The following is a 15,978-nucleotide window of genomic DNA, read 5'->3' on the forward strand; positions in this document are numbered from 1 at the left end:
CCCCAGAGCATAGTCCGCTATCGGCGATTACATTGCTGCAATCAGTGCATTAATGTCCTGCAATTTCCCAGTCTTGTTCATCAGCAGATCAGTTCTCACACTGAGACCACTCATTTGATTACGGCTTCTGACTGATGGAGAAATGACCATGGTATCTGCGATCCGGTTTAACCAGTTCGGCAACCCTGAAGTACTGAACCTGGAGGCACTGAGCGAACAATCACCAGGCCAGGGCGAGGTATGGCTTGAGCAAGAGGCTGTGGGTGTCAACTTTCTCGACGTTACCCAGCGCAAGGGAGCGGTGCCCATTCCCTTGCCGTCCGGGCTTGGGCTGGAAGGCGCGGGGCGTGTTGCCGCTGTGGGTGCGGGTGTCAGCAACGTACGAACAGGGGATCGCGTGGCTTATGCCACCGGTCCGATCGGCTCCTACGCTTCGGCCCGGCTTTATCCGGCGGAGCGGCTGGTCAAAATTCCGGATTCGCTGTCATTTGAAGATGCCGCAGCCGTCATGTTCAAGGGCATCACTGCGCAGTACCTGTTGAAAGCCACCTATCCCGTAGGGCCCGGCACCACCATTGTGCTCTACGGTGTGGCGGGAGGGCTGGGGGAAATCATGGTGCCGTGGGCCAAGCACTTGGGTGCCACCGTGATTGGCGTAGTTTCAAAGCAGGCCAGTGTCGAGAAAGCCCTGGCGTCGGGGTGCAATGAAGTCCTGGTGTTCGATGCTGCCAGCCTGGCCTCCCAGGTCGCTCGAATCACCGACGGTAAAATGGTCGACGTCGTCTATGACCCGATAGGGCGTGTTTCTTTCCAGGCATCCCTGGATAGCTTGCGACCACGGGGGCTGATGGTGTCGTTTGGCGCTTCATCAGGTGCGCCGTCAGCCGTGGAGTTGTCGACACTCAATGCCAAAGGCTCGCTGTTCCTCACACGTCCTTCGTTGGCAGCCCATACCGCGAGTGCCTCCGAGTACCAGGAACGAGCGCAGGATGTGTTGGCGGCCATCGGTGCGGGTATTATCAAACCTTCGGTCCGGGCAAGCTACTCTCTGGCGGACGCAGCATTGGCGCATGCCGACCTGGAGTCGGGGCGTTCATCGGGGGCGATCATTCTAAAACCATGAATCTTGATGTTCTGAACAATCAGCACAGTGATGAAATCGCTGCGTTTCTGGCCGTGGCCTCGCAAGGCTCATTTGTCGGGGCTGGCCGGCTATTGCAGCGACACCCAACCGTCGTCTCGAAACGCCTCGCCGCAATGGAAAAGCGCCTTGGCGTTCGGCTCGTGGAGCGCTCCACCCGCCAGGTTCGAATTACTGAAACAGGTGCCAGGCTGGAGCAGCGCCTTCGCTCGGCCATCGAATTGATGAATGAAGCGCAGCAGCAGGCGTCCGAGGGCGCCAGCGAAATCCGCGGTACTTTGCGCCTTGCATTGCCGGCAGCCATGGGCAGGCGTTGGCTTGGCCCGATGCTGCCGGAGTTTCTCGAGGCTCATCCGCATGTCTCGATCCTCGCAGACTACAGCGAGCGTCTGGTCGACATCATCGATGAAGGTTTTGATGCGGCGATCCGAATCGGAGAGTTGGAAGACAGCCGGTTGATCGCCAGGAAACTGAGTGACCATCGCCGGATACTCTGTGCCTCGCCTGCTTACATCAGGCAACACGGCATGCCCGAAACGCCACAGGACCTGATCCGGCACAACTGCCTTCGCTTCAGCGGCCTGGCGTCTTTTCCCCAGTGGAGACTCCATCGCGGCAATGAGCTGCAGACGGTTTCTCCCAAAGGAAACCTGACGGCCAATGACAGCGAGTCATTACTGGCAGCGGCCCGCGCCGATGCCGGAATATTGGGGGCAGGTGACTGGTTGATGAGGCGCGATATTGCTGCCGGGAGGCTGTTGCAGGTCCTTCCGGACTGGCAATTGGATACCGCCGGTGGGGTCTATCTGGTCAGGCCATCGGCCAGGTTTCCGGGCGCGGTGGTTGTCGCGTTCAAACAATGGATCGAGTCAAAGTTTTCCCCTGCGCCCCCATGGGCCATTTGACCGCTTGACCTTCGGTTTCCACCTGGCCGACGCATGGCTGCCGGCCATGTGTGTTTATAAAATCAGGTGGTGACTCATTTTTTCCATTGGGTCAAAACCAATACAAGGTAGCTGCGGACCACAACCAGCCGAAGCAGAGGGTGATGGCAAAGTAGATCGCCACCATCATCAGAGGCTGATTCCACATGACACACCTCCCATAGTCGCTTCATTTACATGGGTGCCTGGTAAAACGGGCGCTCGTCGTAGGAGCAATAACTTGTCAAAACACTCCAAGGGTGAACTCCATCGCCAGTACAACGGACAACGCCAGCGTCATCACCAACGCAATAAACATCAGGCCTAACTCAGCGAGCTGCTTATAAAGGGCCATTGGTCGCTTGGTGATTCGAGCGATTGATCTATTAGTGGAAGCCATCACCCGTCCTCACGTTTGCGTGGAATACGCACCACAGGCTGGACCTGGGCAACAAGGCGATGGAACTGCATGGTGGTGTCGCTCGATTCATTTTTTCACCCCTCGCGTCATGCCTGATCCGGCGAGCCCCGCCGCCTCCGTGATGTCCGGGACGACAGCTGTTGCGGGTATCAGGGGTGGTGCAACTAATGAGCCATTTCAATAGGGCGAAGAAAAAACTCAAATGAATTAACAGGCTGATTGCGAGGTCTTCAAGCGAGAGAACGGGGAAGGGGGGAATATCCCTCAATTTTGGTGGCAAACACCTGGTCGGGTGGGTGTAGTACCCCATTTATGGAGAGAATCGCGGCCCTGTTTCACCGATCGCTTTTGCCAGGGGCTACTTGCCCCTGCGGCGAGGTGGATTTAACGGGACGGGAAGGGCCGCTTCTGTCTGGGGTTTCAACCGGTCGAAGCAACACACTGAATTGTGTTTAAAAGACCCGTGAGTTTTCGGTACCGCACATTATCCCGCGGAGAAACTCCGATACCGGGAATCACGTAACCGCTACTCAAGCAGTTGATCAATCAACACTGCGTTGGTGTAGATCAGGCTGCCGTCACTCGCTCGGTGTCCAACCAGATGGAACTGTCCGCGTTCGTGTTGCAGATAGACACGCATCTGGCAGTCGGACAAGGGGGCATATCCCTCGGGCATGATCAACTCCATCGAGTCCATATCGACATCGACCATGGCTTCACGCTCGTGGGTCTTCTGCAAGCGCTCTTCGGCCTCCTCAAGACGGAGGTGGAGAGGTCCGTCGACGTAGAAATGGACTTCCCCCATCGGGGTGGACTTTTGGGCGTTGCCGGTTTTGCACCAGCCTTCGATCGTCAGCGCACTCATGACGAAACCTCCCATTTGGATTGCTGGACTCTGTAGCTATCGTCCCTGCTCAATGCCATCACTCATGTTTGATGACTACTCAATGGCAGGGTTCGATTTTTGGCGCCGCTTCTGGCCAATCTCTGCTGTTCGTCATCAGAAATTCAGTATAGCCGGTCGCCGGGCCTCGCCTGCCAACCTCACGGTACATCCGATGGGCTCTATACTTCTTACTGACTTTGCCGCCCGGACGGGTGGCATTTGCCTGCCCTGCTTGGAAGTCAGCGGCGATGCTTTTGCATACCCAATGAACAACAGGAATAGGATGAAGAGGAAATGGTAATAGCAATTGTCCTGATACTAATCGTTATTGCATCAGTGCTATTCCACATACTTGCGCCTTGGCATGCGACACCGGCAGCTTCCAACTGGGGGTCCATAGACACCACCCTGTTCATCACGCTGATCATCAGCGGCATATTTTTCATTGCCATCACGGTATTCATGGCGATCGCGGTGATGCGGTATCGGCACAAGGAGGGTGCCAGGGCGGCCTACCAGCCAGAAAATAAAAAGCTGGAACTGTGGTTGATTATCATCACTTCGGTAGGTATCGCCGGGATGTTGGCCCCAGGCCTGGTTGTCTACAACGATTTCATCCGGGTGCCGAAAGAGGCTTACGACCTTGAAGTGGTCGCCCAGCAGTGGCAGTGGGCCTTTCGTTTTCCCGGCCAGGACGGGAAGTTGGGCAAGTCGGATATCAAGTTTGTCGACTCCGCCAATCCCCTCGGCGTTGATCCCAAGGATCCTGCGGGGCAGGACGATGTGCTTGTCATGAATAATGAAGTTCGCCTTCCGCTCGATCGGCCGGTGAAAGTCTTGTTGCGGGCTAAAGATGTCCTGCACGATTTCTATGTACCGCAAATTCGCAGCAAGATGGATATGGTGCCGGGAATGGTGTCGTACTTTTGGTTTACGCCAACTAAAACCGGAAAGTACGAAGTCCTTTGCGCTGAGTTCTGTGGCGTAGGTCATTACAACATGCGCGGCCATATGATCGTGGAAGAGCAGGGCGTCTTCGATCAATGGCTCAAAGGCCAACCGACGTTTGCGCAGACATTGACGGCAACTGCCAAACCCGGTCGAGACAGCGTGCTGGAAAAAGGCCGGCAGTTGGTCGAGCAACTCGGCTGCAAGGCCTGCCATAGCCAGGATGGCGGTGCCAGTCTCGGCCCGGGATGGAAGGGGCTGTACGGCCGTACGGAACAGCTTGCCGATGGCACCAGTGTGCAGGTCGACGAGGCCTACCTGAAAGAGTCGATTCTCGATCCGAAGGCCCGACTGGTACAGGGCTACCCGCCGGTCATGGTGGCCTATACTCTCAAGGACGATGAACTGGGTGCCGTCATCGCCCTGATCAAATCACTGGGTGCTGCGGGGAAAGACGGTGAACCTTCGACCGGCGAAGCGTCGAGCCCGGGTGAAGACCTGGTGGCGCAGGGGCAGCGGCTGGCCGGGTCGCTCGGCTGTCTGGCCTGCCATAGTGTCGATGGCAACAAGGGCGTCGGCCCCGGCTGGCAGGGCCTGTATGGCAAGACGGAAACCCTTGCCGACGATACGAGCGTAAAGGTCGATGAGGACTATCTCAAGGATTCGGTTCTTCATCCCAATGCCAAAATCGTCAAGGGCTATGCCGCCGTCATGCCAACCTTGGCTGCGAGTGACGAGGAGCTCAATGCACTGATCGCTTTCATCAAATCCAAAGCGAATGCTGACGCTGATGCGAACAACGCGCAGCCAGGGAAGTCGCCGTAAAGCAGCCAGCAATACACTGAAACTTCGGCAGGAGGATGACGTGATGGCCTATGCGGAGCAAGCCGAAACAGAAGCACTGCACGAGCCCAAAAGTTTCCTGACCAAATACATCTGGAGTCAGGACCACAAGGTCATAGCCATTCAATATTCGTTGACGGCCATCTTCGTGGGTCTTATCGCTCTGGTGTTGTCCGGCTTGATGCGCATGCAGATAGGCTTCCCCGGCAGTTTGGCGTTCATGGACGCCAGTACTTACTATCAGGCGATGACCATGCACGGCATGATCATGGTCATTTACTTGCTCACGGCCTTGTTTCTGGGGGGCTTCGGCAACTATCTGATCCCGCTGATGGTGGGCGCCCGCGACATGGTCTTCCCCTACGTCAACATGCTCAGCTACTGGTTTTACCTGGTGGCGGTAGTTGTGTTGCTCAGCAGTTTTTTTGTCCCCGGCGGCCCCACAGGTTCCGGCTGGACGCTTTATCCGCCTCAGTCCATTACCCAGGGGACACCGGGGGTCGAGTGGGGCATTGTCCTGATGCTCGTCTCACTGGCGATTTTCATTGTCGCGGCCACCATGGGCGGCTTGAACTACGTCACCACGGTGTTGCAGGCGCGCACGCACGGCATGACCCTGTTTCGCATGCCGCTCTCAGTATGGGGCATCTTCATGGCCTCGATCATGGCCTTGCTGGCCTTCCCGGCGTTATTTGTCAGTGCGGTCATGATGCTGTTCGACAAGCTGTTGGGCACCAGCTTCTTCATGCCGGCGATGATCTCGCTGGGGCAGCAGCTCGATCACCAGGGTGGCAGCCCGATATTGTTCCAGCACCTGTTCTGGTTCTTCGGCCACCCGGAGGTCTACATCGTTGCTCTTCCGGCGTTTGGCCTGGTCTCCGACTTGATCAGTACCCATGCGCGTAAAAACATCTTCGGCTACCGAATGATGGTGTGGGCCATTATTGCGATTGGCGTACTCAGCTTTGTGGTCTGGGCACACCACATGTACGTCAGCGGAATGAACCCGTACTTTGGTTTTTTCTTCGCCGTCACCACCTTGATCATCGCGGTGCCGACCGCGCTGAAAGTCTATAACTGGGTACTGACCCTGTGGCGCGGCGACATCCATTTGACCGTGCCGATGCTGTTTGCCCTGGCCTTTATCATCACCTTCCTGGTCGGCGGCCTGACCGGGTTGTTTCTCGGCAATGTGATCGTGGACATCCCGCTCTCGGACACCTATTTCGTCGTGGCCCATTTTCATATGGTCATGGGCGTTGCACCGGTACTGGTGGTGTTCGGCGGCATTTATCACTGGTTCCCGAAAGTCACCGGGCGCATGTGGAACGACACCCTGGGCAAGCTGCATTTCTGGATTACTTTTCTGGGTACCTACGCCATCTTTTTCCCCATGCACTACCTGGGATTCCAGGGCATGCCACGTCGCTACTACGCCTATGAAAACTACGCGTTCATCCCGCAGTCCGCGCAAGACTTGAATGCCTTCATTACGGTGGTCGCGTTGACTGTCGGCGTTTCCCAGTTGCTGTTCCTGTTCAACATGGCCTGGAGTGCATTCAAGGGCAAGCCGGCAGGCAGTAATCCCTGGGGTTCGGCCAGCCTGGAATGGCAAACGCCGGACACCCCGCCGAAACACGGTAACTGGGGAGAAAAATTGCCGGTCGTGCATCGCTGGGCCTATGACTACAGCGTGCCGGGGATAGAGCAGGATTTCGTGCCGCAAACGGTCTCCGCCGAGGAGCTGGAGCACATGCGGCAGTTCAGTGCCGGAACCAGGGCGGACATCAAGACATGAACAGGCTGCTATTGAGAAACGCCGGCGGCGCTGACCCCGGCGGCAGTTGGAGCCGCGACCCTGAGGGTAATCAGGCCGCCGAGGATGCCGTTAGACGGCAAACCGCAAGGGTAGGCCTGCGCTTGTTTCTGGTGGTGGTGAGTTCGTTATTCTTCCTTTTCCTGATCGCCTTTGTCGCCCGTTCTCAAATGGTCGACTGGCTACCCCTGACAGAGCCTTTGGCGCCGTTAGGCAATCTCCGGCCGCTCTGGCTGAATTCGGCTTTTCTGGTAATCAGTTGCATCGCACTGCAGTGCTCGCGCATGGCCGCCCGCAAGGCTCGGCTGGGCGCAACGGTCATTGGTTTTGCGTTGGGGGGTGTCTTTGCCATTGCCTTTCTGGCGGGGCAATTCTGGGTCTGGCAGCAATTTGTCGCCTGGGGCTACTTTGTCGCCAGCAATCCAGCCAACAGTTTCTTCTACCTGTTGACGGGCCTGCATGGGCTCCACCTGCTGGGCGGGCTGATCGCCTGGTGCTGGATCGTCGCCAGATTCTTGCGTCATGTGCCACTGGCGCAACTTGGCGCCAGCGTAGAGCTCTGTGCCATTTATTGGCATTACTTGCTGGGCCTTTGGTTCGTGCTATTCGCGCTGCTGGCCAGCACGCCGCAAACCTATGAAGCCATCGCCAGATTCTGCGGCCTGAGGTGAACAGCCATGGCATTGCACTCACAAGCCCAAGCCCAAGCCCAAGCCGAGACCAGTTTATCCAATCCGCCAGGCTCGCCCCCTGCACCGGGATGGCAGGGCATCGCCAGCGACTGGGCCTCGGATAAGGAGGCCTTCAAGCAGGTGCCCTGGGGCAAGGCGATGATGTGGATATTCCTGCTCAGCGACACGTTTATATTCACCTGTTTCCTGACCGGCTACATGTCGGTACGCATGACCATCACCAGCGCCTGGCCGAACCCCAGTGAAGTGTTCGCATTGACGATCGGTGGCAAGGAAATCCCGCTTATTCTCATTGCCATCATGACCTTTGTGCTGATCAGCAGCAGCGGCACCATGGCCATGGCCGTCAATTTCGCCTATCGCCGTAACCGCGCGAAAACCACGGCCCTGATGCTGGCGACCGCTGCCCTGGGGGTCACTTTCGTCGGCATGCAGGCATTTGAATGGAGCAAACTCATCGCAGAAGGGGTGCGCCCCTGGGGCAACCCCATGGGAGCGGCGCAATTTGGCGCCAGCTTTTTCATGATTACCGGTTTTCACGGACTGCATGTATCGATCGGCGCTCTCTATCTCAGCATTGTGGCGCTGAAAGTATGGCGCGGAGATTATGAGCGCTCCGGAAATTATCAGAACGTCGAGATAGCCGGGCTTTACTGGCACTTCGTGGATCTGGTGTGGGTATTTATTTTTGCATTCTTCTATTTATGGTAGAGGAGCACGGGTGATGGCACATGCTCAGGGTCAGCAACATCCGATCAGTTTGTACCTTAAGATCTGGGGGCTGCTGTTCGTCCTCAGCACGCTGTCGTACCTGGTCGACTATTTCCACTTCCATGGTTACCTTCGCTGGTCCCTGATTATCACGTTCATGTTGTTGAAGGCAGGATTGATTGTCTCCATCTTCATGCATATGGCATGGGAGCGCCTGGCCATGGTCTACGCCATACTGGTGCCACCCTTGTGTTTACTGGTGCTCATCGGGCTGATGGCCACCGAGGCAGACTATGTCTTCCTCAGCCGGGTCATTTTCTTTGGCCAGTAAGCAGCTGTCGGATGGCCTTGAGTCTCCTGGCTAACCCGATATCACTCGCTTGAACTGATGCCATTTGTGCTGCCAGGCCACTGTCCAGTGGGGGGCTGCAGTTCCGGTGCCGGCAATCTTCAGCTTCGGATGCTGTTTGATTACCTGGTCCAGTACCGATTCCTGATTCGGTTCAACATCCACGAAGAAGATATGTTTACCTTCTTTTACTGCCTGTTTGAAATTGCGGAAGTGAGTGTTCGGCACCTGGAACCCAAAAAAGCCGCCTTCCCAGATGCAGAAGCCCAATACAACAATGGCAAGGAAAATAAAGGGCATCCAGCCTGCGGGGGATTCGGTCCAGCCCATCCAATAGGCGCCGCCCAGGACAAGTGCCGCGAGTGGCACGCCGATCACCGCACCAATCTCACCAGAATGAACAGCATCCTGTTCCATTAGCGAACTGATCTCGTGGAGGTGATGTTCTTCTACATCAGCAACTTTTTCACTGAGTACATGGATCTGTTCGGAATTGATGCCGCTGGCTTCCAGTTCATATTCAACGTTTTCAAGATCGTTGAGATTGTCACTGATGTAATAGTGTCGATTCATGCCACACCTCCCGTTTCGGGTTTGCTGTAGACCTCCGATGTCCGGCAGCAGTCGGTAGCTGTACTGTGGGGGGGAACGTTGCACACCTCGTGCAATCTGAAAAAAAGTATAGCACTCACCATCATGCGGACCGGACGCTAGTTGATCTGCACAATGACCGGACCTTCCGTTACGATCGGTGGGTTCGAGTGAATATTCGATGCATTTTTCTGAATCCATTCACGCGCGACTTTCAGGCTCGCATCGCTGCCGGCCTTGTCCGTGCAAACAGTCACCGACGTGCCACCATCACCCGTATTCAACAGTGTGTAGCTGACGAGGCCAGGTACTGTCCGCAGGGTCGCTTCGACGTCGGCATTACGCTGTTCCAACAGCCCGAAAAGCTCCTTTGCTCCAGTACCCAGGTAGGTTCTTATAACTGCGTACATAGTCGTCTCCCTTGGGAGTGCCGCCTTGAGGCCGATCCAGATCCGTTGATGGCCGCTATCACTCAAGGTTTCAGTTCGCCCTGATTTATTAAGCTTAGCCAAACGCAGGCGACAATCGTAATGCAACGACCACCGGCCATTTTTGGCCGGAAGCTGCCTCCCACGACCGGTTGACTCATGAACGCTGCGGTTTCTGCGACAGTGTGAGCGACCACATCCAGACGCTCAAAACCGCGAGCAACAAGAAGGCGAGCACGCTTGGCCACAGCGGCATGGGATACCCATTAACGAGCACCTCGGGGCGAATGATCATGCGCCCCAGTTGTGCCAAGGCCATCAGTGCGTAGACGGTGCCGGCCACTCGCAGCCCAATGATTGGGGATTTCATGCTGTTCTCCTCGACCTGACCATGAACGTTACAGGCGAGCAAAAGCGTTGTTTTTGCCAGCCCGGCGAACGAAGCCGTGAAGGGGTGCCAACCTTGGCGTGTTCCCCTCCAGCCGTTCGGCAACCACTATCTGACCCTGGTCTTCACCAGAGGCCGGGGACCAATCTCCACCGTACTCGACGGGCATAGTCGTCATAACCCGCAAGCTCGGACCGTAACAACCGGTCTTCCCATGCGGTGCGCAAGACGAGTAACGCCGACGCCAGCGCAGCGGGCACCAGTGCCCAGAACGAGCCCAGTGCCAGGGCCATGCCAATGAACAGGAACAGTGCGGCGATGTACCCGGGGTGACGCACGAAACGGTAAGGGCCGCTATCGATCACGCGCTGATGCCGCTCGGCCTGGATGCGCACACCTGGCTCGAAGAAGGGGTTCACCGCCTGCGCCCAGCCCGTCACCGCGATGCCCGCCAGCACAGCGATGTAGCCGCCTGGCACCCACCAGGCCGGTACCTGCGACCAATGGAAACGCCCGGCATCGAGCGCCGCGACCGGCAGGACGGCAGTCATCGCCGGCAATATGAGCGCCAGTAGTGATTTGTCCCAGCTTTTCGTGCCCGGCTGAATCCGGCTGCGCGCGCGATAGATCACAGGGTTGACCCACGCCAGGACAAGGCCTGACGCGCCAAAAGCCAATATCAGAACGAACAGCAATACCCATCCAGGTCGCCAGGCGATGGTGCCGGCCGGCAGGAAGATCAACACCAGCAGCGCAAGCGGCAGGCCGATTGCATAAGTGATGGCCGTGCGCCGTGACATCGCCTTCGGCTGCCGGGGAGCTGCTGTCTTTTCCATTTTGCTAGCCATATTCGATAGGCCCGCAAATGGAGTCTAGAGTTCCCCTGACCACCGAGCGAAGGTGATTGAGGGAACTCTCATGTCCGCCACAGCACAATCCAGAGCGCGCACGCGCGCGTTCGCACGCGTCATCGGGCCTTGGCTGGTCATCGTGCCCGGCATCATCGCCGTACGGGCGCCAGACATGGGGCCACTGGCGGCCGACTTCTTCGCGAGTCCGCTCACCGTGTGGTTTGCCGGCGCTCTACTGTTGTCCGGTGGCCTGCCGATCATCGCGTTCCATCAATATTGGTCGAGCGCCGCAGCGTTTGTGATTTCCCTGTTCGGCTGGTTCCTGGCGCTTCGCGGTGTTGTACTCCTGGCCGCGCCGCAACTGATTGAACGTGGCGTGGCTGTATCGGCGAGGATGCAGTGGCTGGTGCAAATCGGCTTTGGCATCGGCGTGCTGATCGGTCTCTGGCTCACCTATGTCGGCTGGATTGCCAAGCCCGATTCATCGCCGGAGAATGGTGTTCTATGAACATGGCACGCGGTAAATCCGGAGCTCGAAAAACAGGCTCGCCAAGGTTCTCAGACCTTTCTGAGCGACGCTTGGGAAGCGTCCTGCGTAGGGGTTGACAATTACGACATGAAACGCGTACTTGATCGTTTACGTGGCTGGGCCAGAAAGCTGAAACGGCAAACCATGGTTCTCTGGTTTTGCTATCGGCATCCACAAACACCCTGGTTGCCCAAATGGATTTCGGTTTTTGTCGTGGCGTATGCGCTGAGCCCAATCGACCTCATTCCTGATTTCATTCCTGTGCTTGGATACCTGGACGACGTGATCATTTTGCCGCTTGGCATTCTGCTCGCTATTCGGCTGATGCCCACGCAGGTGTTCGAGGACTGTCAACTCAAAGCGAGTGAGTGGGAGAAAAGTCATCTCAAGCGGCCAGTGAACAGGTTTTCTGCAGTGATCGTTGTATTGGTTTGGCTCGTTGCTGCGGCTACATTGGGGGCTTACTTCCTCTGATCAGAAGCAAGTGCCCCCACCGGGCGGTCTTGTTTGAATGACTCCAGCTGGCCGATTGCTGCCTCTGATGAGGGGCAGCTACCGACCCAAAGCAGCCGGTCACGTGTCTACGAAATCAGGCGCGATTCAAAAAGCCTTGCTCTAGAATGGCCCCCAGATGAGCGTGGAACGCTTGTCTAGTATTCACTCAAAGGATGAACACGATGGGCCGCACCAACCATATCTGCCTGATGGCGATCTATAACGATTGGATGAACGTAAAGGTTTATGAGGCGGCCAGAAGTCTGACAGATGAAGAGCTGTCCGTGGATAGGAAAGCATTCTTTGGTTCTATTCTCGGGACGTTGAACCACCTGGTGGCCGGGGACACTATCTGGCTAAAGCGATTTGCCAAGCACCCGGCGAATCACTTGGCTCTGGAGCCGATTCGACAGCTCCCTGCCGCCCAAAGCCTCGACCAGTTACTGCTCTCAAATATCCGAGAACTTTCGACGCATCGCGTTTGGCTCGATCAGGTAATTGTCGAGTGGTCTCGCTCGATTACAGAGTCGGATTTAGATTACACCCTCAATTACACGAGCATGAAAGGAACCCCCGCTGACAAGAGTTTTTATGGCTTGGTCACGCATTTCTTCAACCATCAGACTCATCACCGAGGCCAAGTTACTACTTTGCTGTCACAAGGTGGTGTCGACGTAGGCGATACTGATCTGGTCCTCCTCATTCCTTCCGAGTCCCGCACATAATCTAAAAACCAGCACTAGACCGGGACTTTCATGTCATACCGGGCCGGTAAACCAGCGTGGCCATCTGAAATGACTACTGTGCCCTGAACGGACGCTAGGGGTGATCGGCTCAGTCGTCAGCGAGTGCTTCTGGCCGATTGCTGCCTGTCGCCAAGGGCTGCAATCGGCCAGAAGGAGAGCGTCAGATACGTCTGCAAAATCAAGGGTGACTCGCGACGCGTCACTCTGTCAGATGCCAGATCCGCAAGTTAAAGTATAAAGTCCGCCGTGGTCGCGCTGTTGAGACCGACTATCTGGATGGCGAACTCGGCGGCGCTGTCGGCATCGGTATTGCCGTAGAGCACGCCCGCTGAAACTTTCAACTGGCCGGCCGCACTGAAGGCTGCGGTACTGCCGATGATCGAGGTGAAGGCTTCATTGGTGGTCGTCGCCGTGTTGGCATCAAGCGTCGACAGGTCAATCTTGTCGCTGCCCCGCACGAAGTCGCTGATGACATCCCAGGTGGAGCTGATCGTCCCCATTTCCAACAACGAATTGAAGTCGAAAATATCGCTGCCAGCGCCGCCGATGAGGGTGTCCTTGCCTAGTCCGCCCGTTAACACGTTGGCTGCCGCATCGCCTTTCAGCGTATCGGCGTAGCTGGATCCGGTGAGATTTTCGATGGAGAGGAGGCGATCGACACCTGCACCGAGTGTATTCTGGGAGGCAGTCTTAATGTTCAGGTCGACCTTGACCGCAGAGGCTGCCCCCTCGTAGGTAGCCGTGTCCACGCCGCCACCCCCATTTATGGTGTCATTGCCAGCCGCACCACGCAGGACGTCATTACCAAGTCCACCACTGAGTGTATCGTCACCGTTGCCTCCATCGAGGCTGTTGTTATAGGCATTGCCCACCAGGCGATCGTTCGCGTAACCACCAATAACGTTTTCGATATTGAGAATTCGATCATCCTCGTAACGGGATGCCAGGACACGCTGCTCGCCCGTGAGGTTGAGATCGACGTTGAGCGCCAATCCCTCTGCTGCGTAGGACAGGGTATCGATGCCCTCACCGCCGTCCAGAAAGTCGTCGCCAAGACTGCTGATCAGCAAGTCATTACCGGTGCCGCCCGATAACACGTCGTCTCCCAGGCCGCCATTCAGAGTATCGTTACCGACGCCACCCTTGAGGATGTCATAGTTGTCGCCACCATCGAGCTTGTCGTCGCCAATGCCGCCCTCCAGTGTGTCGTTACCATTGCCACCGAACAAACTATCGTTACCGCTGCCACCCACCAGTAGGTCGTAACCATTGCCTCCCTCCAGGGTGTCAGCGCCGCCTTCGCCGAACAGGCGGTCGCTGGACGAGGAGCCAACGAGACGGTTGTTGCCAAGGCCACCGAACAAATCGCTTCTGTCGGTGGCGAACTGATTAGAGTTGGCCGTGCTCGTATTGAGGAGCAGGTTGGTCGTTGTCAGGTTGGCGACCGATACTCCCGTGAGCGCCAGCTCAGCCGAGTAGCCGCCGTTCCAATTTGTGATGACATCGCCACCTTTGCCGTCCACCGCCTCGACCAAGCGCTTGAGGCTATCGATATCACTGATCCCGAGCGTGCGGACATCGAGCTTGTCCTGTTCCGCGAGACTGAAATCGATGACTCGGGTCGAGTCGTAGTAATTGCTCCCCCGCTGAGCGATGAATACGTCGCTACCAGCCCCGCCGATGAGCTGATCGCTCCCAGTGCCACCGTTCAGGATATCGTTGCCACTACCGCCTTCGAGCACATCTCCATCAGCGCCACCGCTCAGGGTATCGTTGCCGGCACCACCGACCAAAAGGTCATTCCCAGCCATGCCGAAGAGGGTGTCATTGCCGCCTTCGCCAAAAAGGCGGTCGCTGGACGAGGAACCTGTAAGCCTGTCATTACCCAACCCTGCGAACAGATCGCTCCTTGAGGTTGCGGTCAGCGTATCGTCTTGGACGGTCGTATTGAGAAGCACATTGGACGCGTCCAACTCCTCGATCCCGGTGGCCCAAAGATTGTTCAGCGTGGTCGTCGAATAATAACCGTTAGTATTGATTGTAAATAAAAGCTTGTCATCGTAATTGACTTCAAACAGGCGATTAAGCGTCTCGATGTCGGAGATGCCGACCTGACGAAGATCCAGCCGATCTGCGGACACGTCAAAATCCGTGATGGTTTGCCCTATATAACTGGCTCCACGATTTATGACGAAAGTATCTGCCCCTGCGTCGCCTGTAAGGACGCTATTACTGCTAGTGCCCGCGTCCAGGATATCGTTGCCGTTGCCGCCATTCAGGGCGTCCGACCCACTGCCACCATAGATCGTATCGTTACCATCATTGCCATAAATGGTATCGTCACCCGTTCCGCCATAAATAACTTCGGCGATGTTGGCGCCATAAATAATATCATAGCCGGTGGTTCCATAGATGGTGGTCCCGGTTACCGTCCTTCCATTAACTGTTGCCATTTAGACTCTCCTTTCTTTACTGCCAAAAAAGCGGCGCTTCTGCCACAGGCTAAACTCCAAGCAGTAACTCGAGGTGCAACCCATCCTCGTACATGCTCATGTTAAACTCTTGCTTGGTTTAAAAATCGGTGCGCTATTCTCAATCCTGCTCCACTTGCGTGGTTACAATCCAAAGTCGACACTGGCGACTAGCCAAGTTCGATCAATAGTTGACTATTAGATGTATCTACGAAACCAGGGGGAATCACTACACCTGTTCACAGATGGCTGATGGCAAGTTGGGGGCGTAAGTCGACCCGACTTCCACATTGGCTTTGGAAAATAAAATGCCCCGTACGTTGGTGCCGTAGGGGCTTTTTGACGCCATTCCACTGCGCCTGACTACCCTGACCTCATTGTTCAGAATGGATCAGCAGCAATTTTTTCGGCTGTTACTCCTCATGCGGTCCCCAAGTCTGGATGATATCAAAACGATACTACTGAGAGTATGGGCTCTGTCAAGTAGGTTGCACATGGAGAAGAGGAAGCGTTCAGCATCGCTGATACGTACATCGGTAACCCCGATGAGCTGAATAGTGAACTCGGCGGTGTTGTCCGCGCTGTTGCCGGTCAGCGTGTTAGCCAGGCTGTTGCATCGACCGGTTGAATCCACAGCCTATAGCAGTCTGTCGTAAGCAGCTCCTTTGGCCATCAGCATTTCCTGTGAGCCGCGAGGGGGCGAAACAGCGTAACGTTCGCAGAGCCTCGCGGCAGACCTCGGTTTTTTC

At 56.3% G+C, this 15,978-nt stretch carries 17 protein-coding genes; 10 read left to right on the forward strand and 7 right to left on the reverse strand.

The annotated features are described in order from the left end of the window. Positions 1–148 precede the first annotated feature (148 nt). Positions 149–1,123: a quinone oxidoreductase family protein gene (locus AB4O40_RS00700; RefSeq protein ID WP_056722931.1), complete on the forward strand. Its 975-nt coding sequence runs from the start codon at positions 149–151 to the stop codon at positions 1,121–1,123. Beyond that, positions 1,120–2,046 carry a LysR family transcriptional regulator gene (locus AB4O40_RS00705; RefSeq protein ID WP_056722929.1) on the forward strand — a complete coding sequence of 309 codons (927 nt, stop codon included), beginning with the start codon at positions 1,120–1,122 and terminating at the stop codon, positions 2,044–2,046. The genes AB4O40_RS00700 and AB4O40_RS00705 overlap by 4 nt, the downstream gene beginning before the upstream one ends. A gap of 262 nt (positions 2,047–2,308) precedes the next feature. On the opposite strand, the gene AB4O40_RS00710 is transcribed toward AB4O40_RS00705, so the two are convergent. Together AB4O40_RS00710 and AB4O40_RS00715 are read right to left on the reverse strand one after the other, a co-directional pair. Further along, the gene (locus AB4O40_RS00710; RefSeq protein WP_177336460.1) at positions 2,309–2,464 is read right to left on the reverse strand and encodes a hypothetical protein; all 156 of its coding nucleotides are present in this window, start codon (positions 2,462–2,464) and stop codon (positions 2,309–2,311) included. A 547-nt stretch (positions 2,465–3,011) separates the two neighbouring features. Continuing rightward, positions 3,012–3,350: a hypothetical protein gene (locus tag AB4O40_RS00715; RefSeq protein ID WP_056723139.1), complete on the reverse strand. Its 339-nt coding sequence runs from the start codon at positions 3,348–3,350 to the stop codon at positions 3,012–3,014. A 315-nt stretch (positions 3,351–3,665) separates the two neighbouring features. Here AB4O40_RS00715 and AB4O40_RS00720 point away from each other — a divergent pair, with 315 nt between their 5' ends. Genes AB4O40_RS00720 through AB4O40_RS00740 form a run of 5 tightly spaced genes read left to right on the forward strand, consistent with a single transcriptional unit; the run spans position 3,666 to position 8,712 of the window. Then, positions 3,666–5,144, forward strand: a complete 1,479-nt coding sequence (locus tag AB4O40_RS00720; RefSeq protein WP_460056682.1) for a c-type cytochrome — start codon at positions 3,666–3,668, stop codon at positions 5,142–5,144. A 43-nt stretch (positions 5,145–5,187) separates the two neighbouring features. Continuing rightward, positions 5,188–6,960, forward strand: a complete 1,773-nt coding sequence (ctaD, locus tag AB4O40_RS00725) for a cytochrome c oxidase subunit I (protein WP_223542271.1) — start codon at positions 5,188–5,190, stop codon at positions 6,958–6,960. Then, positions 6,957–7,649, forward strand: coding sequence for a cytochrome c oxidase subunit 3 (locus AB4O40_RS00730; RefSeq protein ID WP_056722919.1), 693 nt, complete (start codon positions 6,957–6,959; stop codon positions 7,647–7,649). The genes ctaD and AB4O40_RS00730 overlap by 4 nt, the downstream gene beginning before the upstream one ends. A 6-nt stretch (positions 7,650–7,655) precedes the next feature. Further along, positions 7,656–8,381 carry a heme-copper oxidase subunit III family protein gene (locus AB4O40_RS00735; RefSeq protein ID WP_460056678.1) on the forward strand — a complete coding sequence of 242 codons (726 nt, stop codon included), beginning with the start codon at positions 7,656–7,658 and terminating at the stop codon, positions 8,379–8,381. A gap of 13 nt (positions 8,382–8,394) precedes the next feature. Next, on the forward strand, positions 8,395–8,712 hold the full coding sequence (locus AB4O40_RS00740) for a cytochrome C oxidase subunit IV family protein (protein WP_008053359.1): 318 nt from the start codon (positions 8,395–8,397) through the stop codon (positions 8,710–8,712). Positions 8,713–8,742: 30 nt separating this feature from the next. On the opposite strand, the gene AB4O40_RS00745 is transcribed toward AB4O40_RS00740, so the two are convergent. From AB4O40_RS00745 to AB4O40_RS00760, 4 genes are all read right to left on the reverse strand, one after another. Then, positions 8,743–9,303, reverse strand: a complete 561-nt coding sequence (locus tag AB4O40_RS00745; protein WP_056722916.1) for a hypothetical protein — start codon at positions 9,301–9,303, stop codon at positions 8,743–8,745. Positions 9,304–9,440: 137 nt separating this feature from the next. Then, complete coding sequence (locus tag AB4O40_RS00750) at positions 9,441–9,731, reverse strand: hypothetical protein (RefSeq protein ID WP_056722915.1); 291 nt, start codon at positions 9,729–9,731, stop codon at positions 9,441–9,443. A 175-nt stretch (positions 9,732–9,906) separates the two neighbouring features. Continuing rightward, positions 9,907–10,119 (reverse strand): hypothetical protein, encoded by a 213-nt coding sequence (locus AB4O40_RS00755; protein ID WP_223542267.1) that lies wholly within the window; start codon positions 10,117–10,119, stop codon positions 9,907–9,909. A gap of 143 nt (positions 10,120–10,262) precedes the next feature. Continuing rightward, positions 10,263–10,937 carry a methyltransferase family protein gene (locus AB4O40_RS00760; RefSeq protein ID WP_460056674.1) on the reverse strand — a complete coding sequence of 225 codons (675 nt, stop codon included), beginning with the start codon at positions 10,935–10,937 and terminating at the stop codon, positions 10,263–10,265. 118 nt (positions 10,938–11,055) lie between these two features. Here AB4O40_RS00760 and AB4O40_RS00765 point away from each other — a divergent pair, with 118 nt between their 5' ends. From AB4O40_RS00765 to AB4O40_RS00775, 3 genes are all read left to right on the forward strand, one after another. Continuing rightward, the gene (locus AB4O40_RS00765; RefSeq protein ID WP_460056672.1) at positions 11,056–11,496 is read left to right on the forward strand and encodes a hypothetical protein; all 441 of its coding nucleotides are present in this window, start codon (positions 11,056–11,058) and stop codon (positions 11,494–11,496) included. Positions 11,497–11,604: 108 nt separating this feature from the next. After that, positions 11,605–11,991 carry a YkvA family protein gene (locus AB4O40_RS00770; protein ID WP_460056669.1) on the forward strand — a complete coding sequence of 129 codons (387 nt, stop codon included), beginning with the start codon at positions 11,605–11,607 and terminating at the stop codon, positions 11,989–11,991. A 203-nt stretch (positions 11,992–12,194) separates the two neighbouring features. Then, entirely contained in the window at positions 12,195–12,737 is a 543-nt protein-coding gene (locus tag AB4O40_RS00775) for a DinB family protein (protein ID WP_223542264.1), read from the forward strand. Between the two features lie 248 nt (positions 12,738–12,985). On the opposite strand, the gene AB4O40_RS00780 is transcribed toward AB4O40_RS00775, so the two are convergent. Further along, on the reverse strand, positions 12,986–15,211 hold the full coding sequence (locus tag AB4O40_RS00780) for a calcium-binding protein (protein ID WP_263291782.1): 2,226 nt from the start codon (positions 15,209–15,211) through the stop codon (positions 12,986–12,988). Positions 15,212–15,978: the final 767 nt, after the last annotated feature.

The organism is Pseudomonas sp. S2_F07 (assembly GCF_054668325.1).